Raw genomic sequence first — 24,055 nt, 5'->3', positions numbered from 1 at the left:
TACCTCAATGTTTATGTTTTAAATATTTCCTATCTGCTCCCGAATAACCAAAAGCGCCAAATGCATTCTTTTTTCTACAGCTTTTACTGAAATATTTAATTGAGAAGCAATCTCTTTATATTTCTTTTTTTCAATTCTGTTAAGCAAAAACACTTCTTTTTGTTTTTCGGGAAGCGTATTTATGGTACGTTCGAGTTTTTCCATAAATTCTTTTTCTAACATGATAAATTCAGGAGATTCGTTCGTGCTATGTATTGCGCCTTTAGCCTGATGTTTTTGTATAACTTTTTCGTGCTTAACGACATTTAAAAATGTATTTGATGCTACGGAATAAAGATAACTCTTCACTTTTTCAAAGTCTACTTTTTCGCAATTGTCCCACAATTTTATAAAGGTATCTTGCAAAAGATCTTCAGCTTTATCAATATCTTGCGTTTTGTAAAATAAAAATCGCCTTAAGTCTTTAGCATACATTTGATATATCTTTTCAAAAGTTTCAGACTGACATATAGGATGATGGCTTTTAGGCATTTTTTAATATAAAAGTGAACATGTCAAAACTAAATAAAAAAAAATTAGAGAAAAAAGTAGGGCATTTTTTCTATGTGTTGTCTTACTAATAATTAACACAAAAATGAAACATCTAAAAAAAATTGCTATGAAAAAGAATTTTAAATTAGTGCTTTTAAGTTTTGGTATGATTGCTTTACTTTTTTCATCATGTACAAATGATGAACCTGTAGTTCAAGAGCAAAATATTGATGAAAGTACGTCGATTACAACCTCATTATCTCAATTACGATTACAGTTTAACAGCGAAGGCAATGTGATTCCTGATGAAAATCCGACAGGTAACATTGTGTTTGATTTCTGTTTTGATTTTGTATATCCGTTAAATCTATCTTATAACAACGGAACAACAGTTACTGTAAATGGTCTTGATGATCTTATTGAAGTTATGATTAATTCTAATGATGACTTATATGTTAACGGAATCGCATTTCCGTTTGATGTAGAAACTTATGATGCCGATTCTGGTGCTATAGTTGTTGAAACCATTAGTAACGAAGATGCGTTTATCGATTTATTAGAAAGTTGTGATTTTGAAACCGCTGAACCTTGCGAATGCTTTGAAGACTACAATCCCGTATGTGTAGAAGTAGAAGCACCAAATGGAGACATCTTTTTAGTCTCTTACCCAAATGCATGTTATGCTGCATGTGATGGGTTTACACCTAACAATTTTGCTGAAGATTGTGAAAACGATTATAATTATCCAGGTGGAAATGATTGTTTTGAATTTAACTTCCCGCTTAGTATTATTACCGATAATGGTGATACTATTGAAGTAAATTCGCAACAAGAGTTAGACACGGCGCTTTATAATTCGTATTACTTTGATTTTGTCTATTCATTTGATGTTACATTGAGTGATGGCACTTTATTAACTATAGGACATGAAGAAGGTTTTATTGAGCTCTTAGAGACTTGCTCTAACGAAAATGGTTGCCCTTGTCCTGCAGATGTCAACCCCGTTTGTGTTGAAGTTGAATCGCCAAACGGTAATACAGAAATCATTACTTTTTTAAACGCTTGTGAAGCAGAATGTGAAGGCTATACTGAAGCTGATTTTGTAGATTGTGAAAACAATACTAACTGTGATTGCTCAGATGAAGTTAATCCCGTTTGTGTTGAAGTTGAATCGCCAAATGGTAATACAGAAATCATTACTTTTTTAAATGCTTGTGAAGCAGAATGTGAGGGCTATACTGAAGCTGATTTTGTAGATTGTGAAAACACTAACCCTGATTGCACACCTAATAGTATTTTACCTATTCTTTTAGAATGCCCTTGGTCTGTAGATGACACGTTCTATTACAACTTTTCTTCTAACGGAGAGGTTACGATTACTGGAGAAGGTCTTTCATCCAACGGAACTTGGCATGTTACAATGGGTAATGAAGGATATCCAATTGTAGTTATTAATGACGTTAACGGCAACCTTATAGATGAGTGGTCTTTTGTAGATTGTAATTTAATTAATAGCTTATTGGTTATTAGCTCAGAAAATCCATCATCGAATATTGCGCTGAGTTGCGATTAAAATTTTTTAGTTGAATTAATTAAACAAGAAGAACCCTTGGGTATTTTATATACTAAAGGGTTCTTTGATTATAATCAAAAAACTAAATGATTTCACCTAACCAAGCTTTCATCATCCAAACTGTTTTCTCTTGCTCGGTAATAAAATCACTCATCATTGAGTTCGTACCTTCATCATTGGCATCATCTGAAACATCAAGGATAGCCCGTTCAATTTTTAATAATTCTGATAAAGAATCAACGATAAGCTGTACTGCTTTTTCATCCTCCGAAATATTTTTCCCAACAGGTACTTTGGCTGCTTTTGTATAATCTTCAAAGGTATGTAAAGGTGTTTGGCCTAAGGTTAAAATACGCTCGGCAATTTCATCGACTTTAAGATTAGCGTCTGTGTATAATTCTTCAAATTTAGGATGCAATTCAAAAAAACGCTTTCCTTTAATATTCCAGTGAATTCCTCTTAAATTCTGGTAATAAATTTGAAAATTAGCTAAGAGTGTGTTCAACTCATCTGCGATTACTTTGGTCTTTTTAGTCTCTAAACCTATACTATTAATGCTCATAATGTTTATTTTTGTTTATACAAATTTACCTTAGATATAACCCATTTAAGTATAGTTTTTATGAATAGTTTTAATATCTTTATAGCTTAAATTAATAGTTATGACCATTACTCAATTGCATTACGTATTAGCAATCGCCGAACATAAAAATTTCACTAAAGCTGCCGAAAAATGCTTTGTGACCCAACCAACACTCAGTACACAAATACAAAAATTAGAGGACGAACTCGATATTCAGATTTTTGACCGAAGCAAAAAACCTATAGAATTGACCGATGTTGGTCGTAAAATTGTTCAGCAGGCAAAAAACATCGTAGACGAATCGGATAGAATTCAAGATATTGTAGATCAACAAAAAGGATTTATTGGCGGTGAATTTAGAATTGGTATTATCCCAACGATCATGCCTACATTACTCCCAATGTTTCTCAAAAGTTTTATCAAAAAGTACCCAAAAGTCAAGCTAAAAATTGAAGAGTTAACTACTGAAGAAATCATTACGCGTATTCAAGACGGCCATCTGGATGCTGCCATAGCTGCAACGCCATTAGAACACGACCATATTAAAGAACGTGTGTTATACTATGAGCCTTTTGTTGGGTATATACCAGACGACCATCGCTTAAAACACAAGAAAAAAATTGATGTCTCCGATTTAGACATTGAAGACATGTTGCTATTAGAAGATGGTCATTGTTTTAGAGATGGTGTTATTAATCTGTGTAAAGCTTTTAAAACGCATCAAGATGATCAATTCCAACTGGAAAGTGGCAGTATCGAAACCTTGATAAAATTATCTAATGAAGGTTTAGGCATGACGCTTCTACCCTACCTTAACACCTTAGATTTGAATGAAAAAATGTCAAATAAACTCCATCATTTCAACGAGCCTTCACCTGCACGAGAGGTGAGTATTATTTATCATAAAAACGAATTGAAGATGCAAATTATTGATGCTTTACACAATGTGATTTCTGGTATTATTAGAGGCGCCATTGCTTTTCAAAATGTGGAGATTATTAGTCCGTTAGCCAAATAAAAAAAGCCTAGAAAATACAATCTAGGCTTTTACATTTTAATGTGACAAGAAAGTTATTACACTTTTATTTAATTACTATTTTTTGTGAAGCGATATAATTTCCGCTATTCATGCGAATCACATAAATTCCTGCTGAAACATTTTTCACATCAATGGTATTGACGCCAGCATTTAGAGTCCCTTTTTTAACAATACCTCCAATGACATTATACATGATGTAGTTAAAGTCATCACTATCGCTTTTTAATTTTATATTTAAAGAGCCATCTAAAACAGGGTTAGGATAAATTAATGGCGCCAAATCATTAGAAATAGTTTCTTCATTGACACCAAGAGTATTATTGTCAATACTAATTTCCCATAGCCCACGACCATAGGTAGCAACCACTAACTTTTCAACCGTATAATTTATTTCTATATCATTGATAATTACGTTAGGTAAGCCTTGCCCTAATGGTTGCCAATTACTGCCAGTCGTTTTATAGTATACACCTAATTCTGTCCCTAAAAATAAAATTTCCTGACCTTGATTTTGTTTTAAAACCACCTGTTTTGCCAGAATATTTGGCAATCCTGCTGAAATATTTGACCAAGTTGTTCCGCCATCAGTTGATTTAAATACTTTTGAACCATCAATATAACCTCTAACAGTTGCATAGACAATATTTGTGTTGTTTTGATCAAACGATATTGAATTCATTCTCGCTAATGCTTCAGGTTCTACTAAATTTGACCATGCGCCACCGTCATTTAATGATTTCCTACCACCATTAGCACCTATTACGAATACGTTATTGCCAAAGGTCTCGATATATTCTATTTGACCAGCTCCTGAGTTTAAGTTGGTCCAATCATCACCTTTATTTGTTGTTTTATAAACGTCACCGAAACCACCATATAACGTTGTCGAAACAGTAGAATTCATTTTTAAAGTCCAAACAAAAGGCGCTCCAAAAGTTGATGTCTCTGGATAAGCATCGCCATCATAATTATTAGCAAAACCACTATCTGTTCTTATTAATCCGCCATTTTGTGAACCTAAATATCTTATATTAGGATTATTGTAATCTATTGCTGTACATGTGCCATCTCCAGCTAAGGCAGCCACCCATTTTAAAGATCCATCTTTCATCTCTAAACTATAGCCGTCATTATCCTGATTTCCCATGATTTTATGATCTTCACTTTGTGGAGAAATGGCTACCGAATACAGTTGTGTGATTAATACGCCATCTGAAATATAATCGACCGCTGGTTTTTCCTCTGATCTTGTAGGATAATCAAAATAAATTAATCCACCATCATTTACTGCCCAGAACGAATATCCAGAATCCAGATACCCCATTTCGTGAATATCTGCATGACCATAAGATCCTTCCGAGCTATTATCTTCCCAGGCATTGTTTAAGGTCGTATACCAAATGGATCCGTTATCTTCAGAATTAATAGCATCAACTCCTCCACTAATTATTAAACCGTCTTTAACCACTAAAGCCATATTATATGCTCCTTGAGGATTATAGTTGGTGGTTGGACTCCCTAAAGTAGTCAATGTTGGTGTGATAGCACCTGGATTATACGTTGATACTTGTCCCGATTTTGCCTGAACATAAAATATACCTGTAGCCGCATCTGCAGTAACTGAATGTCTTTCGTAAGCGTTTCCTTCAGATTTGACCGTAGACCAAGTAACACCATTATCAGAAGAAAAAAACAATCCTCCCCAACTATCGGCACACATGATATTTGATCCTTGTTTATGAAACTTTCCAATTTGAGCATCGGGATAGTTATGTGTGAATACATTGGTCCAAGTAGCGCCACCATCGGTCGTTCTTTTAATATATTGATTGGTACCTACAATGACCGTATTGTCATTTATTACTATAAGGTTAGAAGTCGATTCTCTGTCGGCTAGGCTAAAAGAAAGTCCGGTAGATTGATACGTTTCTCCAAAATCGGTTGATTTTAAGACGCCAATGGATTTGATATGATCGGCATCATAATCTCCCGTAGATACATAAATCGTTCCTGGATTATTAGCATCGTTAGAAGCACTTCGCATATCGGTAACACCAATGCCTGCAATAAAATCCAGTTTAGGTGCCCAAGTGTTCCCATTGTCTGTAGATTTCCAAATGCCGCCATCTGGAGCACTAACAAAAAGTACGTTTTCATTGGAAGGTACTTTTACAAACCTCAAAAAGTTGGTCAAGCGCCCCATTTGCGGATAATTTGGATATCCATTAGCGTCAGGTACTACTTGCGGACCAACATTTGTCCAGTTTTGCAAGCTTTGAGCAGACCTATGGACTCTCGTATTTAAGCGACCATCTGCATTAATAAGACCTGCATTATACCATCCTAAGAGTGCACTTGGAAAGTTTCCCTGTGCATCAACTCGATCTCGCCAATAATAAGCCCAACGCTCAAATTGCTTTTCTGCCTTGATTTCGGCCTTAGACATGCCTTCAGCTTTCCTAGCAGCAAAATCCTGGCGCATTTCAGAAACAATCTGATAGTAATTACTCCCTGTTTTAGCTGGAGCCTTTTTGTATTCCAGAGATTGTGAAAAACCTACTGAAAAACATAAACATAAGATGAAAGTGTAAATTTTTTTCATAGTAAAAACATTTAATTGATTAATAACCAAAACAAATATCTTTAACTATTTTAGAGTTGCACCATAATCAACTACGCACCTACTACGCACGAGTAAAAAAACAGATTATCAGTTATTTAAAGCACCTAAAAGGTATTGATGAAGAGTCGTGTTTTTTGAATTCAAATTAATCTTTTTTGTTATTCGGTAACGCTTACTTTCGACGGCTCGAACCGAAGTATTGAGAAAAGCGGCAATGTCTTTGTTTTTAAAACCCGTGTATATGTAATAACAAATAATGATTTCCGAATGATTTAACTGTGGATGCTTGGTCGAAATTTTATTAAAGAAATCGACATTGAGTTCGTTAATAAGCTTGAGGTGATTTTCGCCATTATCAATAAGCGTCGAGGAATGTAAATGAATGTTTCTATACAACTCCTTGATTTGTTCTTTTTGTTTTTTAGCATCATCTATATTGGATATTCTTTTAATGTCCTTTTTCGATTCGCTAATAAATTTTTCAAGACCTTGAACCTTTACTTTTAATTTTTCGTGGTTCTTCTGAAGATAGCTGTATTCGTTTTTACGTTGAGTAAGCTCAATGAATTTTTCCTTAATCTGCTTATATTTTACCGTAATAAATATAATCAAGCCAATCAATAGTGACCCTAAAACTATGATCCAGATCCGATTCTTTTCTTTTTTTTCAGATTCTGCCATGAGTCCTTCATTACTTTGCACTAAAGATTTACTGACCTTAAAATTGACGTTCATTGCCTTATCAAACAATTCGCTCTGATACGCATCTAAAGAATCAACGTAATGTTGTTGCGCTTCTTTATCATTTAACTGTCCGTAATAATCAATAAGGCTATTATAATAATTTTTCACATCAGAAGAATTCATATACGTTCTTAATTCACGAGCCTTGGAAAAGTAATACCTAGCAGAATCCAACTGTTTGGTTTTATTGTAATATTTTGCTGAACAGACAAGTAATGTAATCTTATATCTATTATGCAAACTTGTGGGAATGGTACTGTCATTTTCAAGCGACTTGAACCGCTTAAAATATTTTCTGGCATTCGTACTATCTTCTAAATGTAAATAATTTGAAGTAAGCATGAACAAAGGATTCATATAGTAATATCCATCTTCTTTTATCGATTTGTAATAATCCAGCTTTGGCATAATAAGCTCATTGCTTTTCTGATAGTTCCCATCGTGAAATTGTACAAAAGCTGGACTTTGCATAACATCCAGTAGACCATACTTGTGATTTGCTTTTTCGTAATGATATTTTGCCTTTTCCAAATATTCAAAGGCAACAGTATCCTTTTTAGTAATATATAGATTATAGAACAGTTCATGGCTAGCAAATCCAGCTATGTAATGGTTTTCTTCTTTTTCAGCATACTGAAGCGCCAATAAAAAATTCTGAAAGAGTTCCGTTTGTTGGTTCTTAGTTTCGTAAATCAATGCCTTGCTATTATAATATTCGGCTAAATGACCACTAATGTGTTTTTCAAGCGGCAAGGGAATAGTGTCTAGATATTGCATTGCCAAATCAGGATCATTATTTACCTTAACATCTGCCGAATCAAGATATCTCAAATATTTTGAGGTCTCTTGAGCAAACCCAACAATTGATATACTTAGCAAGATTAATAAGTTAAGACTTGTTTTCCGGCAGCTTTTACTTAGGTGACATAAGGTACTTAAATGTATGTTAATGTTCATCCAACAGTTTCTTTATAGTTACAATATTAATGTTCACCGATTAAATAATTGCAACACTTATTATATACATAGACTATTTGCAATAACCTCCAATTGATACTAGTTGAAAGTAAAAGTATTAATTAAAATGCAAAAGTAATCCATATCTAGATTGCACCTAAAAAATGACTACGCGTTTTATACGCATTATTATAAAAAATTGGAAAATTCACCTATATAACTAGAAGCCTATACGTTTTTAAAAAGAAAAGAAGGACGATTGAATACACTAAAAAAGCGACCGTTAAGTCGCTTTTATTTATTGTTTTAATAAGATTAAACATTGATCTAGTTCTGGGTTCTGTAAGATTAAAGATTTAATATAAATCTTAAGCTCTTCAATTTCGTAAGGTAATAAGCGTTGAAGTGCTTTTTGTAATTCTTTACAGAACAAATTAGCATCGAAACTAACTTTATTAAGTACAGTTTTAGTGTACTCAAACATTGCTCTTGCCATTTTTTTAATTGGGTTTAGGGTTTAAAGTAGATTTGTTTTATAGGCAATTGTTTTATTTTAATTCATTCTAAATGTAGTAAAAAAAACAATTCGTTGAACGAGTAGGTTCAAATTTTAACAGCTAATTATATGTTAAAAGCGATTATCGCCATCCAATAAATCTCCTAAACCACCAAGTATACTGCCTTCTCCTTTACTGTTTCCGCCTTTTGGTAAAGAAGAAACAATTCGGCCAGCCAATCGACTAAAAGGTAAAGATTGTATATATACAATTCCCGGACCTTGTAATTTAGCAAAAAATAAACCTTCGCCTCCAAACACTGTATTTTTAATACCTCCAACAAACTCTATATCGTAATCTACATCTTGTGTAAACCCGATAATACAACCCGTATCAACTTTTAAAACTTCTCCTGGTTGTAGTACTTTTCTAGCCATGGTACCTCCTGCGTGTACAAAGGCCATCCCATCACCTTCTAACTTTTGCATGATAAATCCTTCACCACCAAAGAGTCCGCGGCCTAACTTCTTAGAAAATTCAATACCAACACTTACGCCTTTTGCTGCACAAAGGAAGGCGTCTTTTTGACAAATAAACTTCCCTTTATATTCGGTAAGATCTATAGGTATAATTTTTCCAGGATAAGGAGATGCAAATGAGACATTTCGTTTTCCGGTAAGATCATTATAAAATGCCGTCATAAATAAGCTTTCTCCCGTAAGAATACGCTTTCCGGCACCTAATATTTTTCCGAAGAAACCGGTATCTTTTTGAGAACCGTCACCAAAAATAGTTTCCATTTTGATGCCATTGTCCATCATCATAAAGCTTCCCGATTCTGCAATAACGCCTTCTTGTGGGTCGAGTTCTATCTCGACGTATTGCATTTCTTCTCCGTAAATTCTGTAATCGATTTCGTGTGATGTCATGTTATTATGTTTTTTAATTGATTACTTATATGTTTTAATATAATCGTATTTGTTACAAAACGATGAAAACAAAACTTGATCTTTCCTATCAGGATTTCACTTTAATTGTCCATTCAAAATTAAACTCAGAGACCTGTACACCTTCTTTATTAATACCTTTAGAATTTAAGGTCACGATTTGTCCTTCACCTGTTTCTATTGCTTTGTTAATAGCGTCATCAATGATTTGTCCTTGATCACAGGTAAATGTAATTCTTCCAGTGGCTTTCTTGGTAAAAGCAGCATTATTGGCAGCTACTAACATAGAAATTCGTTTGCCACTTGCTTTAATTTTAGACATGACCAATGCACCTGTAGTTAACTCTGCAGCCATCCCCTGAACAGCCCAAAACATTGAACTAAACGGATTTTGATTGATCCATCTGTGCTTTACCGAAACCACACAAGTGGTCTCTGTTATGGATTTTGTACGCACACCACAAAAGTATGCTGAGGGTAATTTAAATATTAAAAAAGCATTGAGCTTTCTGGGCGAAATAGTCATATTTACTAGAAGTTTCAGCTAAAATATTGAAAATAAACGAGATTTCAATTTGTTAATATTATGTTAATTTTTAGTACTATGCGTAACATAATACCTTCTTTTAGACATATATTTGTATAAGAAATTACTATATGTTTTAAAATCATGCCAGATAATCACCAAAAAAACATCGCAACATTCATTCACTTATCAACCTTTAGCAGGTTTATAATTCCTTTAGGAAATTACATTGGTCCTATCGTATTGTGGATGGTTAATAAAGACAAATCAGAATTTGTAGATCGCCATGGGAAGCAAGCCATCAATTTTCAGATTAGCATATTATTATATACGCTAATAATTGGGACGCTAACCATTCCATTTTTCATCTTCAAATTTTTTAATGGTTTGGATTTTATTGATTTTCACGGATTTCATGATTTCCATATTAATATAGGTGAGCCTTCTCCTTTACTATTCATCACAGGCGGATTAGGTTTTTTAGCCATAATTGGATTTATTCTAGAGCTTGTTCTCATTGTGATTGCAAGTTTAAAAGCGCGCGATGGCGAATTATATGATTATCCGTTAACCATCAACTTTTTAAAATAATAGTTTATCAATTAATCATCAATCAATCATCAATCAAAAAATGAACAGTTTAACAAAATTTAATCGAATTCTAACATGACACGAGTATCCTATCAGTTATTGTTGAATTATCAAAATGTCTCAAATGCGCTTATGCAAAAGACTTTTGAAAAACATTAGAAGACACTTATGAAAATAGAAAACACAAAAGCACAAATGCGTAAAGGTGTATTAGAATACTGCATATTATCGGTCTTAAAAGACGATGATGCTTATGTTGCAGAAATTTTAGGCACACTAAAAGACGCAAAACTGCTTGTAGTTGAAGGCACCATTTATCCGCTGCTCACAAGACTCAAAAATGCTGGATTACTCAATTATCGCTGGGAAGAATCCACATCAGGACCACCAAGAAAGTATTATGGTCTTACAGAAACAGGTCAGTTATTTTTAAAAGAATTAACTCTAACCTGGAACGAATTACAAAACGCAGTTAACATAGTAACCAGAGAAAAAACAAAAAAATAATGAATAAAACAGTCAACATAAATTTAGCAGGTATATTCTTCCACATAGATGAAGATGCATACTTAAAATTACAGCGCTATCTTGAGGCTATAAAACGTTCATTTACAGACTCTCAAGGTCGATCAGAAATCATATCTGATATTGAGGCACGTATTGCCGAATTGTTTAGCGAGCGTGTACAAAACGAAAGACAAGTTATAGGAAATAAAGAAGTAGACGAGGTAATTACTATTATGGGGCAACCTGAAGATTACCTAGTCGATGACGAAATCTTTGAAGATGAGCCTAAACAAAAGTATACAAAATCAAGTTCGTCACCTTCAAAAAAGCTTTTTAGAGATACCGACAACTCCTATGTTGGTGGTGTATCGTCTGGATTAGCGCACTATTTTGGAATCGATGTGATATGGATTCGCCTTATCTGGTTCTTACTTTTCTTTGGTGCTGGAACTGGTGTATTACTATACATTTTACTTTGGATTTTCGTTCCTGAAGCCACAACGACAACAGAAAAGCTAATGATGAAAGGGCAACCTGTTAATATTAGCAACATCGAAAAAAAAATCAAAGACGGATTTGATAGCGTTTCAAACGCTGTTCAAAATGTAGATTTAAAAAAACATGGCGAAAAAATTAAGGAAGGCTTTGAACATGTTTCTGATTCTATTTCCGAAAGTGTAAAAAAAGCCGATTTACCTCGTCAAGGGGAACGTATTAAATCTAGTTCAACATCTTTTTTTGAGACCATTGGTGATATTATCATGTTCTTTTTTAAGTTGTTTGCGAAGTTTTTCGGACTCATATTAATGATTGTTGGTGCAGTCACCATTATTTCACTCATCGTGAGTCTATTCAGCCTTAACCTTTTAGAAAGTGTTCACATTCCGGGAACCAATTTCTTTGATGTGGCCGATGCAACCAATGTCCCTGTTTGGGTCATGTCATTACTGGTGTTTTTCTTTATAGGAATTATTGCCTTCTTTATTTTTTACTTAGGTCTGAAAATATTGATCAATAACCTAAAATCTATCGGTAATGTGGCAAAATACACCTTACTTGGTCTTTGGTTTGTGTCCTTTATATCATTAATCATCTTATCAGCCAAATTTGGACTAAGCTTTAGAGAAGAAGGTTCTTATATCAAAACTGAAAAATTAGCAGCTATTACTGCTAATGACACTATCACATTGCGTATGAATAACAACGATTTGTTTACGAGTCATGGTTATTACCGAAGTTACGGCTTTGACACCGCTTATGATGAAAATGATAACAAAGTACTTTATTCTCGTGGTGTGCGATTAATTGTAAAATCGACCAAAGATAGTATCGCGAAAATTAGAATTGAACAAAGTGCCCGAGGAACAGATTATTTAAATGCCAAAAACCGAGCTGAAAGAATCAATTACAAGTACCAGTTGAATAATAATGAATTGCTATTAGATAGCTACTTCACTATTGATTTAAATGAAGCTAGAAAAGGTCAAGAAGTCACCGTAACGGTCTATTTACCTGAAGGCTCTGTGCTTTATCCTGATGAAAACACGTATAACTACCACAGTAATAATTACCATTATAACGATATCCTAGACCATAAAATGGAAGAATATCATCTTAAAATTATCACTAATGGTGTTGAATGTCTCGATTGTCCGGAAGATGAAGAATTTAAAACTGAAGTCGATATCGATGATGACGAAAATGGTCTGGAGATTAATAATGACGGACTTAAAGCTACGTCTGACAGTAGCAGTTTAAAAATTGATAGTGACGGCGTAAAAGCAAATATGGATGATGTTAAAGTTAATATCGACGAAAAAGGCGGTATTAAAATTACAACAGAAGACAACGATAATTAACAATTCAACCTAAGCAATCAACGGTTCAGATATTTAGAATTTTACTAACCAACCATTTTTTAAATATTTGAACCTTTAACAAGCTCGAACGTGGTTCAAACCTTGAGTTAAAAAATTAAACTAATGAAAAAAATAGTGTATTGCCTTTTATTTTTCTTCGGAATGCAGTGGAGTGTCAATGCACAATCTGGTAGTTATTCTGAAATTTATGATACACTAAAAAGTAATGATAGCCTATTATTTGATCGTGGATTCAACCATTGTGAAATTCAATATTTTAAGCAATTTATAGCTGAAGACTTTGAGTTCTATCACGATAAGGCAGGTACAATCGAATCAAAAGCTGCCTTTATAAAAGTGATGCAAAATGGTATTTGTAATCCGGATAACACCACCAAGTCCCGACGAGAGCTTGTTGGAAAATTAGAAGTATTTCCTCTATATAATAACGGAAAATTATATGGAGCCTTACAAAAAGGAATTCATAAATTTTATGAAACCACCAATACCATTGAGGTCGAAGGAAGCATTGCTAAATTTTCGCATTTATGGATTTTAGAGCAAGACACCTGGTATTTAAAACGAGTTATTAGTTACGACCATCAATAATATAAAAAATCAATCATCAATTAAACATTCAAAATCATGACAACACTAACAAAATTTACAGTCGCAGTAATCTTAAGTTTACTGTTTATGTCTTGTAACTTCGACGTCAACTTTAATACAGGCGTTAAAGGAAACGGCAATGTATCTACCGTAGAACGAAACCTAGATGGTGATTTCAATCAAATTGAAGTCAGCAGAGGTCTAGACGTGTATTTAACTCAAAGTGACACGCCTTTATTAAAAGTACAAGCAGATGAAAATTTACACGACATTATCATTACAGAAATTGATAACGAAGTCCTAAAAATTTATGCGAGTGAAAACATTAGCCGTTCTGAAGCTCAAAAAGTAATGGTTAATGTAAAAGACCTTAACTATATCCTATCAGAAAGTGGTAGTGATGTGTACAGTACTAATACAATTCTTGCTGACAATTTAAAGCTGGTAACAACAAGTGGTGCAGATATGGACCTCAACATAGAGGTAAATACTGCGACTTGTATTTCTGAAAGTGGAAGCGATTTAAAAGTCTCTGGCACAACAAACGATCTTAGTGCAGAAGCCTCAAGTGGAAGCGACATTAAAGCCGGAAAACTCAAAGCTCAAAATTGCGTAGCTGAGGCTTCAAGTGGTGCTGATATTGTTGTCTACAGCGAAGTAAAACTGCGTGCCAATGCTTCAAGCGGTGGCGATATTAAATATTATGGGAATCCGGAATCTGTTCAAAAAAGCGATGGTGTTTCTGGAGATATCCGAAAAATGTAACACGCTGTAAATAAGGCAAAACAACCAACTAATCAACCAAGTATTTAAACCATTTCAGGCTCAAAACGAGTTTGGGATGGTTTTTGTTTTATATTTGCCCTAATACTTAATTAAATTAGAATGAAAAACATTACAATATTTCTGTTACTTGTTTTTGGTCTAAGCACTACAATAAATGCACAAGATCTCGAAAAAGTTAAAGGAGATAGAAACCTAACCATAGAGCAAACCTATATTGATGGGTTTAAGAAGATTGTAGTTGGTGAAGATTTTAAGGTCGAATTGTTTTACAATAAAAAGCCTTCCGTAGAAATTGAAACAGATAGTAATCTTCATGAATATATTAACGTGAGTGTTGTTGATAGTGTATTGACCATTACGACAACACGAGACATGCGAGCTAAAAAACTGAATGTAAAGGTTAATTATGGTGATGCCTTTTCTGATATTGAAGTGAAAGACGATGGCGAAGTGCGTTCATTAACGTCATTAGAATTAAACAATGCGTCGTTAAAAACCAGTGGTTCTGCCAGAGCTTATTTAAATATTAAAGCCAAAAATTTCAGCTTTGTTAGTACCGAAAAAACCAAAGTAAAGCTCAATATTACGGCAACTAATGTTTCTGTAGAAATAAGTGACAATACCAAAATGGATGCTTTAATTAATACTACGGAAGCTAAAATAGACCTATACCAGCGTGCAAGTGCTGATATTGAAGGTACAACAAAAATCCTGAATTTAAGAACCGATAATAACTCGCAATTCAACGGAAAGAACTTTACCGCGAACACCTCAAATGTACTTGCCGAAATGGAAAGCGATGTATATGTTGAAACCCTCGAAACGATTACTATTGATGCTTCAGGGTCTAGTGAAATTTACCTTTACGGGACACCAAAAATTACAATCAACAAATTTATTGATACGGCTAAACTTCAGAAGAAAGAGAAGTAAACCTTCATCAAATAACCGCATAAAAAAATCCGAAGCTATCTATATAACTTCGGATTTTCTATATATAATTTGTTCTACTTAATAGACAGGTGTTGACACTTCAAAATCAGATTCTTTAGCGGCTAAATAACGCTCAGCATCTAAAGCTGCCATACATCCTGTTCCTGCTGCAGTAACTGCTTGACGATATACATGATCGGCAGCATCACCAGATACAAACACACCTTCTATATTGGTTTTTGCTGTACCAGGAACATTAATAATATATCCCGTCTCATCAAGTTCTAAAAACTCTTTGAAAATATCGGTATTAGGTTTATGACCAATTGCAACGAAAAATCCTGTGGCAGGAATTTCAAAAGTCTCATTGGTTTTATTATTAATAGCTCTAACGCCAGTAACAACTTGACCATCACCTAAAACTTCTTCGGTTTCAGTATTGTAAAGAATTTCAATATTAGGCGTGTTAATCACACGATTTGCCATAATTTTTGAAGCTCTAAACTCATCACGTCTCACTAACATGGTTACTTTTTTACAAAGTTTTGACAAGTAGTGGGCTTCTTCGGCAGCACTATCGCCTGCTCCAACAATTACCACTTCTTGGTTTCTGTAGAAAAATCCATCACAAACAGCACAAGCCGAAACGCCGCCACCAAGTTTCAAGTATTTTTGTTCAGATTCTAATCCTAAATATTTAGCCGAAGCTCCAGTAGATATAATCACTGTTTGGCAATGAATTTCTTTAGTATCATTTACCCAAACTTTATGTATATCTCCAGAAAAATCAACTTTGGTCACCCAACCATCACGTACATCTGTACCGAAACGTGTGGCTTGATTTTGTAATTCGATCATCATTTCCGGACCAGTAATTCCGTCAGGATATCCAGGGAAATTTTCGACATCATTAGTGGTCGTTAATTGACCTCCAGGTTGTGTTCCTTGATAAAGTACAGGATGCATATTAGCCCTTGAAGCGTATATAGCTGCAGTATATCCTGCAGGTCCTGAACCTATAATTAGGCACTTTACTTTTTCTATTGTATCAGACATATGTTTTGTTTCAAATTGATACAGCAAAAGTAGGATTTTTGATTAAAAACTTACGTCAAAGTTATTAACAGTTAAAATAGTCTTATTGGGTTTTTCTATACTGAATGATCAAGGCTATCGGGTTAATCATTATTGGATTTGAGTTAAACAGACTTCCCAAATACAATTACTTTAGAAATTCAAAACACAAACGATGACTATAATATCAACACATAACGACATGAATAAAATATACTACAGCTCGGAGTCGTCAATAGGAAAACAAACTTATGGATATCTCAATGCATCCTTTAAAGATTTGTTAGCTATTGATGTAACCAAAACAAATGTTACTGGAACACAATGGAAAGAACTAGCTGAACATCTCCATATTAAAATTGGTGATCTTATCGATAAGGAGCATCCTATTTTTGTTGAAAATTATGATAAAGACACAAAGCTTGACGAAGAAGATTGGATTAAATTATTACAAAAGAGTCCTGAGATTTTAAATTATCCTGTTGTGATTTTAGGTACAAGATATATTCAGATTAAAAATCCTTCCGACATTGAGAAAAAGTTAGACCCAAACAGCAAGGGTATTGATGAAAAGAAACATCTTTAAAATTCTGTTTTAACCAATATGTCAAAAAAAAAGCCTCATTTCTGAGGCTTTTTTAATGATTTATATTCTGAAATTAATCTACTGCATCTTCAACATCATCTGCAACATCTTCTACTGCATCTTCAACTTTATCTCCAGTCGTTTCCCTACAGCTCGTAAACACTGTAGATATCGTAAATACGATTAAAAATATTTTTGCTAATTTTTTCATAATTATATAGTTATTATTGGTTAATATTAAATTGTGGTTGATTCCATTCTTAGCTTATTTTTTTATGACCCCTTTTAAAAGTGAAAGGATGAATAAAACAATGAAGATAAAGAATAATATTTTAGCTATTGAAGCAGCGCCTCCTGCAATGCCTCCAAATCCTAAGACTCCAGCTATAATGGCGATTATAATAAATGTGATTGTCCAACGTAACATATGTTTAAGTTTTAAGTTAATTACAAACTGATTTTCAGCTTCTTATAATACAAATATCGCACAAACACTTTGGTTCTATTAGCTCATTTACAGCTAACATTAACGTTTTCACTATCAATGTGCTATCCTTAAAACCGACTTGTAGTGCTGACTTTCGATAATTTGCTTAAACACCTTTGGATTCTTATAAAAATCTTGCTCAATTGGATGCGCTATAAATTCATAGCGATCATGATCATCTATTATTGGTTTTAATTCTTTAAATGTATGAGACCTATCCAGCCAGGAATTATAATCTTTTTTCTTAAAAATAAGAGGTTTTTGAATGCCCATATTAGGAAGGTGTTTACTTCCTACCACAGAATTCGTAACCAATAAAGTACAGGTTAAAAAGCCATCGTCTATTTTATTATAAACGCCTGCGATGCAAAAAGGTTTATGTTGTTTGAGATGAACATGATGCGGATATAATCTTCCCTTGTGAAGTTTTGCTGTAAAAAACCCATTAACAACAATTAAACAACGACGTGTATCTAAAGAATCGGCATATATTTCTTCGTTTAACAAATTATCATTTGCAGAAGTGTTTAAGGTATTGGTAATCTCTTGAAAGTCTTCCCAATCACCATCATAACCTGGAGGTAGTAATCCCCAAATAGCAAAGTCAATAGTATTAGGAGCTTCACTTGTAATGACAGGTAAATTAGACTCGTACTTACCATTTATGATAGCCTTTTGCTCATACAGTTTTGGATATCGAAACTTTGTATTAAGTTCGCTTTCAACATCATATAAACTCGACGTGTTGCATAACTTGTAGAACATTTTTTATTTTAAAGAACGTCAAATTTAAAAACAAGGCTTAACTCGTATGCGATAAAAGTGTCTTCAAATAAAAAAAAGACACCACTTGGGTGCCTTTAATTTCTATGAATCAATAATTTCGATTACCTCAAATCTTCTAAAGTTTTGATATTTGTTAATCCATTTTGAATCGTGTTTTTTTGAGATTCTAAAATTGATTTTGTTGAAGATGGTAAACTTGTTTCGCTTAATACGTCTTGATATTCATCAATAGCAGCTTTTTCTCCTCTTATAGCTTCTTCAAGCATCGATTCTTCATTATCTGAAGAAAACAACGACTTCACATCCATCCAGGCTCGATGTGCTTTTCCTGTAAGACTTCCGCCTTTATCAACTTCTTGGTTGTATGCTTTGATTTCAGACTTTAATTCATGTCCGAAATTATAACGCTCCTGTGCTTTATTTTTAAAATAAGATTTCAAAGCAGCATGTTCTATATTTTCTGCAGCCTTTGTATATCCTTTTTCAGCATCATATGTTTTTTCTAGTAAATCGTTTAATTTTGATCCTACTTCTTCTGTGTAAGTACTCATGTTATATATATTTTAGTTAAACGATAGTTTTCTTTATTGATGTCTACCGATTTACATCATCGTTAATTGTTAACGTTTGATATCAAACTACTACAAACTGCTATAAGTATTTGATGGTATTAAATCAAAAATTGACGCAAATCCTAAATGATTTATTATTTAGGATTTGCGTCAATATTATTTATAGGTTTTAGCATTTTTTAATCACCTATTGGAGTCCATGTAATTGTTATAAGATTTAGCTAAGCTGGCTTTTTGATTGTCACTTAGCACTTTTCCTGAAAGTTGAAAAAACTTATGTTCTTCATCTTCTAAATGATGTTCTACCTTATGTTTTAAATCTTTTGCAATTTTTAACCACGCTGAAGAATCGTAATCGGTGTCTTCTAACTTTTCAACAAGTTCATCAATCTCATGGTGCTCTGCAATACCATGTCGCGCTTTCTCTTGCATCATATCAGAATCTATAAGTGGTTTATAATAATGACGCTCTTCGGCATCAGCATGTACCTGAAGTTCGTTTTTAAGAGACTGAAATAGTTCATCTCTTTTTTTTGTATCTCCCGAGGTTTCTACTAAACGATCTAATAATTCTCTTTGGATATCGTGGTCTTTTCTAATGGCTTCAAAAATGTTCATAATGCGTGTTTTAATTGTTAATATTATTTTAGGTAAAAACCTCAGTAAATTAATACTGAGGCTTACTAACCAATCTACTTAACATGTCATTCATCAACTTAACATGATAATACTTAAATATACTATATGCTTAGTAAACACAGGTGCTGTATCTATTGAGATCTTAACGCAAATAATAATCAATAGCTAGATTTAAGATCTTAGCGAAAAACCTGTTGTTTTTTTAACATTTCCTTATTACTTTCAGTTAAAAAAGGCTTAAATTGTGAGATTAAACTATCTATTAAAGATTATTCAACGTATATCTATTAACTACTTAATTGTAGTATCACATTAACCAATTTGATTGAATTTATGACTGAAATCGAAATAATTGCTGAAAGCCCAAAAGATTTATTACATCAAATTAAAGATGTTCTTGGTGGAAAAATCGATGAAAAATGGAACGAATACAGCCTGACATTTGACAATGAAAATGCAAGAGGCACCATTAAATATTTACCTTTTGACTGGGGCGTAAACTTCTTAGATTTTGATATCACTTTTTCTGAAGAAGTCACCTTGAAGGTCAAAGCAAGTAGCTTTAATCCGATTCGTTTTATTTATAATTATAATGGCGATTTTAAACACCGCTTTGGAATTAATAATGATGAAAAATTAGTAGAACAGTTTCATTCTTTAATTTTCACCAATAAAACTGGTGGTTATAATTACATTCATTTTCCTAAAGACAAAAAATTAGAGATTAGTATCATCCAGATTATTCGTAAAAATTTCCTTAAAAAAAGAACGACCAATGCGTCCTTATTAAATGAGCGCTTATACGAAGTTTTTGTAGATACCGATCACGATAATCGGTTTGCACATTACGGAGCCCTAAATCTAAAAATGGCCGACTACATCAAAAAGATGAAAAAAATAAAGTCGAAAGGCATGGTCAAAGTTTTAAAGATTGAAGCCTTAGTTTACGAAATTTTATCACTTCATATTCAACGTCACAACAAATTTCAAAAAGGAGTACAATTACCTACTTCTTTAACTAAAACAGAATTAAAACTCATTAGAAAACTAGGCAATAAAATAATTAAAGATCCTTCGTTTAGCTATTCTTTAGAACATTTATCTATGGAATCTGGATTATCGCAAGCTAAGTTACAGGACGGATTTAAATTTTTATACTCTAGAACTGTCACCGAATTTGTGAGACATATCAGGCTCGAAGCTGCACGTGATTTAATGAGTAATGCCGATTTAAACGTGTCGCAAGTGGTGTATAGTATTGGGTTTACAAGCAGGAGTTATTTTTCTAAAATCTTTAAAGAAAAATACGATGTAACCCCTAATGAATACAGAAAAAACGTCTTAAATAATTTGGTTATCGAAGAATCTGCTGCATAAAAAAAGCACAGATAAAATCTGTGCTTCATTGTTAATATTCTATTAGATAGTTATTTAATAATCTTTTTCAAAAGCAATAAAGAGCCATATTTAGACGCGTACTTAAATACTGTTTGCATCCAATGTATAGGCTTTAAATCTTCTTTTAATTCGCCCTTAACTCCTTTGAGTTCTTCCAGCGCAATTTGGCGCTCTAAGTTTAAGCGCTTTAAATCGTATTCAATGTCTTCAAATGTGGTGTAATTTTTCATAAGTACTAATCAAAGAATTTATCAGATAAAACTTTAATGATTTTTTGATCTATAGCCTTTCTGGAGTAATAGACTAGGACGGCGAATACAATAAATACGAGTCCGACAATCGCATACCCCAAAGGCAAACTATCTAATGCTTTACCTATTTCAATAGCGCCAGCAACAGCCATGAATATCAAAGCTAAAGTGATTAAACCTCCAATTATTGAAAGTTTAATGATTAAACTTAATGATATGGTTAATTGCTGAAATACTTTCAACTTAAAATACTGCTGAGAGGTCTTTACATACTTCTCAGCGGTATCTGTAGCTTTATCTGTTGTGTTATTTAATGATTCAAATACGGTCATATATTACGACGTCTTTTGTAGTTTCTTATTTTTAGCTTTTAAATCGGCTAATTTCTTTTCCAGAGTGTTAATCAAATCATCAGCTTTGTGGCTGGCGTCTGAGACAATCGTTTCAATTTGATCATCTAAAGTTTCCTTTCGAGTTGAAACGGTACTTACAACGCTATCTTTAAGTGATGTTGCGCGCTCAGCTAATTTATCTTTAGTGTGAATCGCCTCGTCTGCAATTCGTTGTCTCGTCGCACTTCCTTTATCTGGCGCAAACAAAATTCCTAATGTTGCACCAATTGCTGTTCCTGCTAATATTCCTAAAATTGTGTTACTATCTTTTCCCATAATATTTTTATTGTTTGTTTTAATTGTTGTAACAAATATTGCTCATTTTAAGCGTAATCATTGACGTAATTGATTTAATTATTGCCGTAAACAGTAATATCATTACCGCTAATACTTTTTTCTTATGAGCAAACTCGCAAAGGTGACTCCTTTTAATTTAGCAAATAAAAATGGCAGATATAATAACATTAAATCCTTACACCAATGAGATCCTTGATAAGTACCAAACATTCTCTGACACAAAAGTCAAAAATGTCATAAAAGCTGCGGAAAAGACCTATAGTACATGGAAACTAGAAAGTGTTAGTGATCGTGCTCAATTATTAGATCAAGTAGCCAATACACTGTATCAAAATATTGAACGTTACAGCCTGCTTATAACCAATGAAATGGGAAAGCCTATATCTGAAAGTAGAGCAGAAATTGAAAAATGCATCTTCTTGTGTGATTTTTATAAAAAAAATGCTGAAGATTTATTAGCTGATGACATTATTAAAACCGATGCCACCGAAAGCTTTATAAGTTATGATCCTCTAGGTACCATATTAGCTATCATGCCATGGAATTATCCGTTCTGGCAAGCTCTAAGATTTGCAATTCCTACTTTAACCGCAGGTAATACTGCTCTTTTGAAACACGCTAGTAATGTATCAGGATGCGCCTTAGCACTTCAAGAGCTTTTTGATAATTCGGGATATCCTGAAGCATGTTTTCAAACCTTACTCGTTACACATGAGCAAATAGAAACTATCATCGAAAGTGACAGTATTAAAGCAGTATCACTCACTGGAAGTGAAAAAGCTGGTAAAAAAATTGCCGCAATAGCAGGTAAGCATCTAAAAAAAACTGTCTTAGAATTAGGTGGTAATAATGCTTGTATCATACTTAATGATGCCGATTTAGACCAGTATTTAGACATCATGGTAAAGGCTAGAATGCAAAATACAGGTCAAAGTTGTATTGCAGCTAAGCGATTTATAGTACAGGATACCATTTATGACGAATTCTTAGAACGTTTTGTAGATAAAATCAAAGAATTAAAGTCTGGTGATCCTTCGAAAAAAGACACTAGCATTGGTGTTTTAGCAAGAGAAGATTTAGCAGATATCTTAGAAAAACAAATAAAAACATCTGTATCATCTGGAGCAAAAGTGGTATTTGGAAATTACAAAAACAGTACCTACTACCAACCTACGGTACTTACAAATGTTACTCCAGGAATGCCGGTTTTTGATGAAGAAACATTTGGTCCTGTGGCAGCTATTATTAAAGTTAAAACTAAAAATGATGCTTATCAAATGGCTTCCAAATCGCGCTTTGGTTTAGGTACAATGCTCTTTACTGAAGCTACAGATGATGCTGTAAAAAGAATTTCAACTATTGAAGATGGTGCCTTTTTTATCAACGAAATGGTTAAATCAGATCCGAGATTACCCTTTGGTGGCACTAAATCATCGGGTTATGGAAGAGAATTATCAAGAGAAGGGATCTTAGAATTTGTAAATAAGAAAACCGTATATATTAACAAATAAAATTAGTAAAGATGAAATTTATAAAAGAAGACGAAGACGACAAAAGAAGAGACTATATTTTTCAAAAAGATGAAACTACAAAAAAGACATCTGCCGTTGTGATTATAATTTTGGTAGTATTAGTAATTGCTGTTATAATATCTGGCATCTATTTTATCGCGTTTTAATTTTAAATTATGAAACGAGGCATTATTAGTTAAAGTGACAGTTTTTTCGTAAATTTAATGTAACTCACACCATAAAATCCTCTCATTATGAAAGCTACAATGTCATTACTACTAACTATGCTTTTGATTTTTTCTTGTAATGAAAAACCTAAAGATCAAATTTCAGAAACTGACATAGATGTCTCTAAAACCATTAATTCCAATCCGTTAGAAGGCGCTTGGGAATTAGTGGGTTATTATAATTATCTAGATAATAAAGTCATAGATTCATTTAGAACTAGCGAAGGCTACAGGCAAGTAAAAATGTACACCCCATCAAAGGTGATGTGGAGTAAGTATGTACCTACAGATTCTTCCGAATGGTTTGGTTATGGAACTTATAAAGTAAACGGAACCGAGTTAGTAGAAGTTCTAGAATACGGATCTGAAATGATGAGTAAAATAATAGAAGAGAAAAAAGAGTTTAAACACGAACTTATTATAAATGGTAATTCATTTAGCCAAATTGAAATTGACGAAGATGGCAATAGAATCTATGCTGAAAACTATAAACGCATAGAATAGACAACTATAAATATTGAAAACATACA

The 24,055-nt window shown here is 33.3% G+C and carries 29 protein-coding genes; 13 read left to right on the top strand and 16 right to left on the bottom strand.

Annotated features, from left to right (window positions below; all coding sequences use genetic code 11):
• Positions 1–18: 18 nt before the first annotated feature.
• Positions 19–531: an RNA polymerase sigma factor gene (locus N4270_RS15445; RefSeq protein ID WP_260098252.1), complete on the bottom strand. Its 513-nt coding sequence runs from the start codon at positions 529–531 to the stop codon at positions 19–21.
• Between the two features lie 127 nt (positions 532–658).
• On the opposite strand from N4270_RS15445, the gene N4270_RS15440 reads away from it, so the two are divergent.
• Positions 659–2,104 carry a hypothetical protein gene (locus N4270_RS15440; RefSeq protein WP_260098251.1) on the top strand — a complete coding sequence of 482 codons (1,446 nt, stop codon included), beginning with the start codon at positions 659–661 and terminating at the stop codon, positions 2,102–2,104.
• An 82-nt stretch (positions 2,105–2,186) separates the two neighbouring features.
• Here the strand turns inward: N4270_RS15440 and N4270_RS15435 are convergent, their stop codons facing one another.
• Positions 2,187–2,666: a Dps family protein gene (locus N4270_RS15435; protein ID WP_260098250.1), complete on the bottom strand. Its 480-nt coding sequence runs from the start codon at positions 2,664–2,666 to the stop codon at positions 2,187–2,189.
• A 100-nt stretch (positions 2,667–2,766) separates the two neighbouring features.
• On the opposite strand from N4270_RS15435, the gene N4270_RS15430 reads away from it, so the two are divergent.
• Positions 2,767–3,705 (top strand): LysR substrate-binding domain-containing protein, encoded by a 939-nt coding sequence (locus N4270_RS15430; protein WP_260098249.1) that lies wholly within the window; start codon positions 2,767–2,769, stop codon positions 3,703–3,705.
• 64 nt (positions 3,706–3,769) lie between these two features.
• Here N4270_RS15430 and N4270_RS15425 read toward each other — a convergent pair whose 3' ends face one another.
• The 5 genes from N4270_RS15425 to N4270_RS15405 form a co-directional block, all read right to left on the bottom strand.
• Positions 3,770–6,328 carry a T9SS type A sorting domain-containing protein gene (locus N4270_RS15425; protein ID WP_260098248.1) on the bottom strand — a complete coding sequence of 853 codons (2,559 nt, stop codon included), beginning with the start codon at positions 6,326–6,328 and terminating at the stop codon, positions 3,770–3,772.
• A gap of 108 nt (positions 6,329–6,436) precedes the next feature.
• Positions 6,437–7,972, bottom strand: coding sequence for a LuxR C-terminal-related transcriptional regulator (locus N4270_RS15420; protein ID WP_260098247.1), 1,536 nt, complete (start codon positions 7,970–7,972; stop codon positions 6,437–6,439).
• Positions 7,973–8,348: 376 nt separating this feature from the next.
• The gene (locus tag N4270_RS15415; protein ID WP_260098246.1) at positions 8,349–8,546 is read right to left on the bottom strand and encodes a hypothetical protein; all 198 of its coding nucleotides are present in this window, start codon (positions 8,544–8,546) and stop codon (positions 8,349–8,351) included.
• 132 nt (positions 8,547–8,678) lie between these two features.
• The gene (locus tag N4270_RS15410; RefSeq protein WP_260098245.1) at positions 8,679–9,476 is read right to left on the bottom strand and encodes a TIGR00266 family protein; all 798 of its coding nucleotides are present in this window, start codon (positions 9,474–9,476) and stop codon (positions 8,679–8,681) included.
• An 88-nt stretch (positions 9,477–9,564) separates the two neighbouring features.
• Positions 9,565–10,020, bottom strand: a complete 456-nt coding sequence (locus N4270_RS15405; RefSeq protein WP_260098244.1) for a DUF4442 domain-containing protein — start codon at positions 10,018–10,020, stop codon at positions 9,565–9,567.
• Positions 10,021–10,164: 144 nt separating this feature from the next.
• Between N4270_RS15405 and N4270_RS15400 the strand changes: the two genes are divergently transcribed.
• The 6 genes from N4270_RS15400 to N4270_RS15375 all read left to right on the top strand — a co-directional run bounded on the left by N4270_RS15400 (position 10,165) and on the right by N4270_RS15375 (position 15,305).
• On the top strand, positions 10,165–10,611 hold the full coding sequence (locus N4270_RS15400; protein WP_260098243.1) for a DUF4870 domain-containing protein: 447 nt from the start codon (positions 10,165–10,167) through the stop codon (positions 10,609–10,611).
• A 168-nt stretch (positions 10,612–10,779) separates the two neighbouring features.
• A complete protein-coding gene (locus tag N4270_RS15395) occupies positions 10,780–11,118 on the top strand; it encodes a PadR family transcriptional regulator (RefSeq protein WP_260098242.1) in 339 nt (112 codons plus the stop codon).
• A complete protein-coding gene (locus tag N4270_RS15390) occupies positions 11,118–12,977 on the top strand; it encodes a PspC domain-containing protein (RefSeq protein ID WP_260098241.1) in 1,860 nt (619 codons plus the stop codon). The genes N4270_RS15395 and N4270_RS15390 overlap by 1 nt, the downstream gene beginning before the upstream one ends.
• Before the next feature lie 123 nt (positions 12,978–13,100).
• Complete coding sequence (locus tag N4270_RS15385; protein WP_260098240.1) at positions 13,101–13,586, top strand: DUF4440 domain-containing protein; 486 nt, start codon at positions 13,101–13,103, stop codon at positions 13,584–13,586.
• A 36-nt stretch (positions 13,587–13,622) separates the two neighbouring features.
• Positions 13,623–14,351 (top strand): head GIN domain-containing protein, encoded by a 729-nt coding sequence (locus tag N4270_RS15380; RefSeq protein WP_260098239.1) that lies wholly within the window; start codon positions 13,623–13,625, stop codon positions 14,349–14,351.
• A gap of 120 nt (positions 14,352–14,471) precedes the next feature.
• Positions 14,472–15,305 carry a DUF2807 domain-containing protein gene (locus N4270_RS15375; protein ID WP_260098238.1) on the top strand — a complete coding sequence of 278 codons (834 nt, stop codon included), beginning with the start codon at positions 14,472–14,474 and terminating at the stop codon, positions 15,303–15,305.
• Positions 15,306–15,383: 78 nt separating this feature from the next.
• Here N4270_RS15375 and trxB read toward each other — a convergent pair whose 3' ends face one another.
• Positions 15,384–16,361, bottom strand: coding sequence for a thioredoxin-disulfide reductase (gene trxB / locus N4270_RS15370; RefSeq protein ID WP_260098237.1), 978 nt, complete (start codon positions 16,359–16,361; stop codon positions 15,384–15,386).
• A gap of 193 nt (positions 16,362–16,554) precedes the next feature.
• On the opposite strand from trxB, the gene N4270_RS15365 reads away from it, so the two are divergent.
• On the top strand, positions 16,555–16,965 hold the full coding sequence (locus N4270_RS15365) for an arsenate reductase family protein (RefSeq protein WP_260098236.1): 411 nt from the start codon (positions 16,555–16,557) through the stop codon (positions 16,963–16,965).
• A 73-nt stretch (positions 16,966–17,038) separates the two neighbouring features.
• On the opposite strand, the gene N4270_RS15360 is transcribed toward N4270_RS15365, so the two are convergent.
• From N4270_RS15360 to N4270_RS15340, 5 genes are all read right to left on the bottom strand, one after another.
• Positions 17,039–17,176: a hypothetical protein gene (locus N4270_RS15360; protein WP_260098235.1), complete on the bottom strand. Its 138-nt coding sequence runs from the start codon at positions 17,174–17,176 to the stop codon at positions 17,039–17,041.
• 54 nt (positions 17,177–17,230) lie between these two features.
• A complete protein-coding gene (locus tag N4270_RS15355) occupies positions 17,231–17,392 on the bottom strand; it encodes a DUF1328 family protein (RefSeq protein WP_260098234.1) in 162 nt (53 codons plus the stop codon).
• 114 nt (positions 17,393–17,506) lie between these two features.
• Positions 17,507–18,217, bottom strand: coding sequence for an SOS response-associated peptidase (locus N4270_RS15350; RefSeq protein WP_260098233.1), 711 nt, complete (start codon positions 18,215–18,217; stop codon positions 17,507–17,509).
• A 122-nt stretch (positions 18,218–18,339) separates the two neighbouring features.
• Entirely contained in the window at positions 18,340–18,789 is a 450-nt protein-coding gene (locus N4270_RS15345; RefSeq protein WP_260098232.1) for a PA2169 family four-helix-bundle protein, read from the bottom strand.
• A 204-nt stretch (positions 18,790–18,993) separates the two neighbouring features.
• Entirely contained in the window at positions 18,994–19,428 is a 435-nt protein-coding gene (locus tag N4270_RS15340; RefSeq protein ID WP_260098231.1) for a hemerythrin domain-containing protein, read from the bottom strand.
• A 354-nt stretch (positions 19,429–19,782) separates the two neighbouring features.
• On the opposite strand from N4270_RS15340, the gene N4270_RS15335 reads away from it, so the two are divergent.
• Complete coding sequence (locus tag N4270_RS15335; RefSeq protein ID WP_260098230.1) at positions 19,783–20,826, top strand: AraC family transcriptional regulator; 1,044 nt, start codon at positions 19,783–19,785, stop codon at positions 20,824–20,826.
• A 50-nt stretch (positions 20,827–20,876) separates the two neighbouring features.
• Here N4270_RS15335 and N4270_RS15330 read toward each other — a convergent pair whose 3' ends face one another.
• The 3 genes from N4270_RS15330 to N4270_RS15320 are packed head-to-tail and all read right to left on the bottom strand — an operon-like array spanning position 20,877 to position 21,766.
• On the bottom strand, positions 20,877–21,077 hold the full coding sequence (locus N4270_RS15330) for a hypothetical protein (protein WP_260098229.1): 201 nt from the start codon (positions 21,075–21,077) through the stop codon (positions 20,877–20,879).
• Between the two features lie 5 nt (positions 21,078–21,082).
• On the bottom strand, positions 21,083–21,430 hold the full coding sequence (locus N4270_RS15325) for a hypothetical protein (protein WP_260098228.1): 348 nt from the start codon (positions 21,428–21,430) through the stop codon (positions 21,083–21,085).
• 3 nt (positions 21,431–21,433) lie between these two features.
• Entirely contained in the window at positions 21,434–21,766 is a 333-nt protein-coding gene (locus tag N4270_RS15320) for a YtxH domain-containing protein (RefSeq protein ID WP_260098227.1), read from the bottom strand.
• A 170-nt stretch (positions 21,767–21,936) separates the two neighbouring features.
• Here N4270_RS15320 and N4270_RS15315 point away from each other — a divergent pair, with 170 nt between their 5' ends.
• The 3 genes from N4270_RS15315 (at position 21,937) to N4270_RS15305 (ending at position 24,029) form a co-directional block, all read left to right on the top strand.
• Positions 21,937–23,298: an NAD-dependent succinate-semialdehyde dehydrogenase gene (locus N4270_RS15315; RefSeq protein WP_260098226.1), complete on the top strand. Its 1,362-nt coding sequence runs from the start codon at positions 21,937–21,939 to the stop codon at positions 23,296–23,298.
• Positions 23,299–23,309: 11 nt separating this feature from the next.
• A complete protein-coding gene (locus N4270_RS15310) occupies positions 23,310–23,465 on the top strand; it encodes a hypothetical protein (protein WP_260098225.1) in 156 nt (51 codons plus the stop codon).
• Positions 23,466–23,552: 87 nt separating this feature from the next.
• Positions 23,553–24,029: a hypothetical protein gene (locus tag N4270_RS15305; RefSeq protein WP_260098224.1), complete on the top strand. Its 477-nt coding sequence runs from the start codon at positions 23,553–23,555 to the stop codon at positions 24,027–24,029.
• Positions 24,030–24,055 lie beyond the last annotated feature (26 nt).

This window comes from Psychroserpens sp. SPM9, from assembly GCF_025153525.1.
Classification (GTDB): domain Bacteria; phylum Bacteroidota; class Bacteroidia; order Flavobacteriales; family Flavobacteriaceae; genus Psychroserpens.
Note: the sequence above shows the minus strand (reverse complement) of the source record. Positions and strands in the feature narration are given on the sequence as shown.

Bases quoted from the DNA above. Each gene is read 5' to 3' on its own strand.
- N4270_RS15445 (WP_260098252.1), bottom strand. From the start codon at position 531: ATGCCTAAAAGCCATCATCCTATATGTCAGTCTGAAACTTTTGAAAAG.
- N4270_RS15440 (WP_260098251.1), top strand. From the start codon at position 659: ATGAAAAAGAATTTTAAATTAGTGCTTTTAAGTTTTGGTATGATTGCT.
- N4270_RS15435 (WP_260098250.1), bottom strand. From the start codon at position 2,666: ATGAGCATTAATAGTATAGGTTTAGAGACTAAAAAGACCAAAGTAATC.
- N4270_RS15430 (WP_260098249.1), top strand. From the start codon at position 2,767: ATGACCATTACTCAATTGCATTACGTATTAGCAATCGCCGAACATAAA.
- N4270_RS15425 (WP_260098248.1), bottom strand. From the start codon at position 6,328: ATGAAAAAAATTTACACTTTCATCTTATGTTTATGTTTTTCAGTAGGT.
- N4270_RS15415 (WP_260098246.1), bottom strand. From the start codon at position 8,546: ATGGCAAGAGCAATGTTTGAGTACACTAAAACTGTACTTAATAAAGTT.
- N4270_RS15410 (WP_260098245.1), bottom strand. From the start codon at position 9,476: ATGACATCACACGAAATCGATTACAGAATTTACGGAGAAGAAATGCAA.
- N4270_RS15405 (WP_260098244.1), bottom strand. From the start codon at position 10,020: ATGACTATTTCGCCCAGAAAGCTCAATGCTTTTTTAATATTTAAATTA.
- N4270_RS15400 (WP_260098243.1), top strand. From the start codon at position 10,165: ATGCCAGATAATCACCAAAAAAACATCGCAACATTCATTCACTTATCA.
- N4270_RS15395 (WP_260098242.1), top strand. From the start codon at position 10,780: ATGAAAATAGAAAACACAAAAGCACAAATGCGTAAAGGTGTATTAGAA.
- N4270_RS15390 (WP_260098241.1), top strand. From the start codon at position 11,118: ATGAATAAAACAGTCAACATAAATTTAGCAGGTATATTCTTCCACATA.
- N4270_RS15385 (WP_260098240.1), top strand. From the start codon at position 13,101: ATGAAAAAAATAGTGTATTGCCTTTTATTTTTCTTCGGAATGCAGTGG.
- N4270_RS15380 (WP_260098239.1), top strand. From the start codon at position 13,623: ATGACAACACTAACAAAATTTACAGTCGCAGTAATCTTAAGTTTACTG.
- N4270_RS15375 (WP_260098238.1), top strand. From the start codon at position 14,472: ATGAAAAACATTACAATATTTCTGTTACTTGTTTTTGGTCTAAGCACT.
- trxB (WP_260098237.1), bottom strand. From the start codon at position 16,361: ATGTCTGATACAATAGAAAAAGTAAAGTGCCTAATTATAGGTTCAGGA.
- N4270_RS15365 (WP_260098236.1), top strand. From the start codon at position 16,555: ATGACTATAATATCAACACATAACGACATGAATAAAATATACTACAGC.
- N4270_RS15360 (WP_260098235.1), bottom strand. From the start codon at position 17,176: ATGAAAAAATTAGCAAAAATATTTTTAATCGTATTTACGATATCTACA.
- N4270_RS15355 (WP_260098234.1), bottom strand. From the start codon at position 17,392: ATGTTACGTTGGACAATCACATTTATTATAATCGCCATTATAGCTGGA.
- N4270_RS15350 (WP_260098233.1), bottom strand. From the start codon at position 18,217: ATGTTCTACAAGTTATGCAACACGTCGAGTTTATATGATGTTGAAAGC.
- N4270_RS15345 (WP_260098232.1), bottom strand. From the start codon at position 18,789: ATGAGTACTTACACAGAAGAAGTAGGATCAAAATTAAACGATTTACTA.
- N4270_RS15340 (WP_260098231.1), bottom strand. From the start codon at position 19,428: ATGAACATTTTTGAAGCCATTAGAAAAGACCACGATATCCAAAGAGAA.
- N4270_RS15335 (WP_260098230.1), top strand. From the start codon at position 19,783: ATGACTGAAATCGAAATAATTGCTGAAAGCCCAAAAGATTTATTACAT.
- N4270_RS15330 (WP_260098229.1), bottom strand. From the start codon at position 21,077: ATGAAAAATTACACCACATTTGAAGACATTGAATACGATTTAAAGCGC.
- N4270_RS15325 (WP_260098228.1), bottom strand. From the start codon at position 21,430: ATGACCGTATTTGAATCATTAAATAACACAACAGATAAAGCTACAGAT.
- N4270_RS15320 (WP_260098227.1), bottom strand. From the start codon at position 21,766: ATGGGAAAAGATAGTAACACAATTTTAGGAATATTAGCAGGAACAGCA.
- N4270_RS15315 (WP_260098226.1), top strand. From the start codon at position 21,937: ATGGCAGATATAATAACATTAAATCCTTACACCAATGAGATCCTTGAT.
- N4270_RS15310 (WP_260098225.1), top strand. From the start codon at position 23,310: ATGAAATTTATAAAAGAAGACGAAGACGACAAAAGAAGAGACTATATT.
- N4270_RS15305 (WP_260098224.1), top strand. From the start codon at position 23,553: ATGAAAGCTACAATGTCATTACTACTAACTATGCTTTTGATTTTTTCT.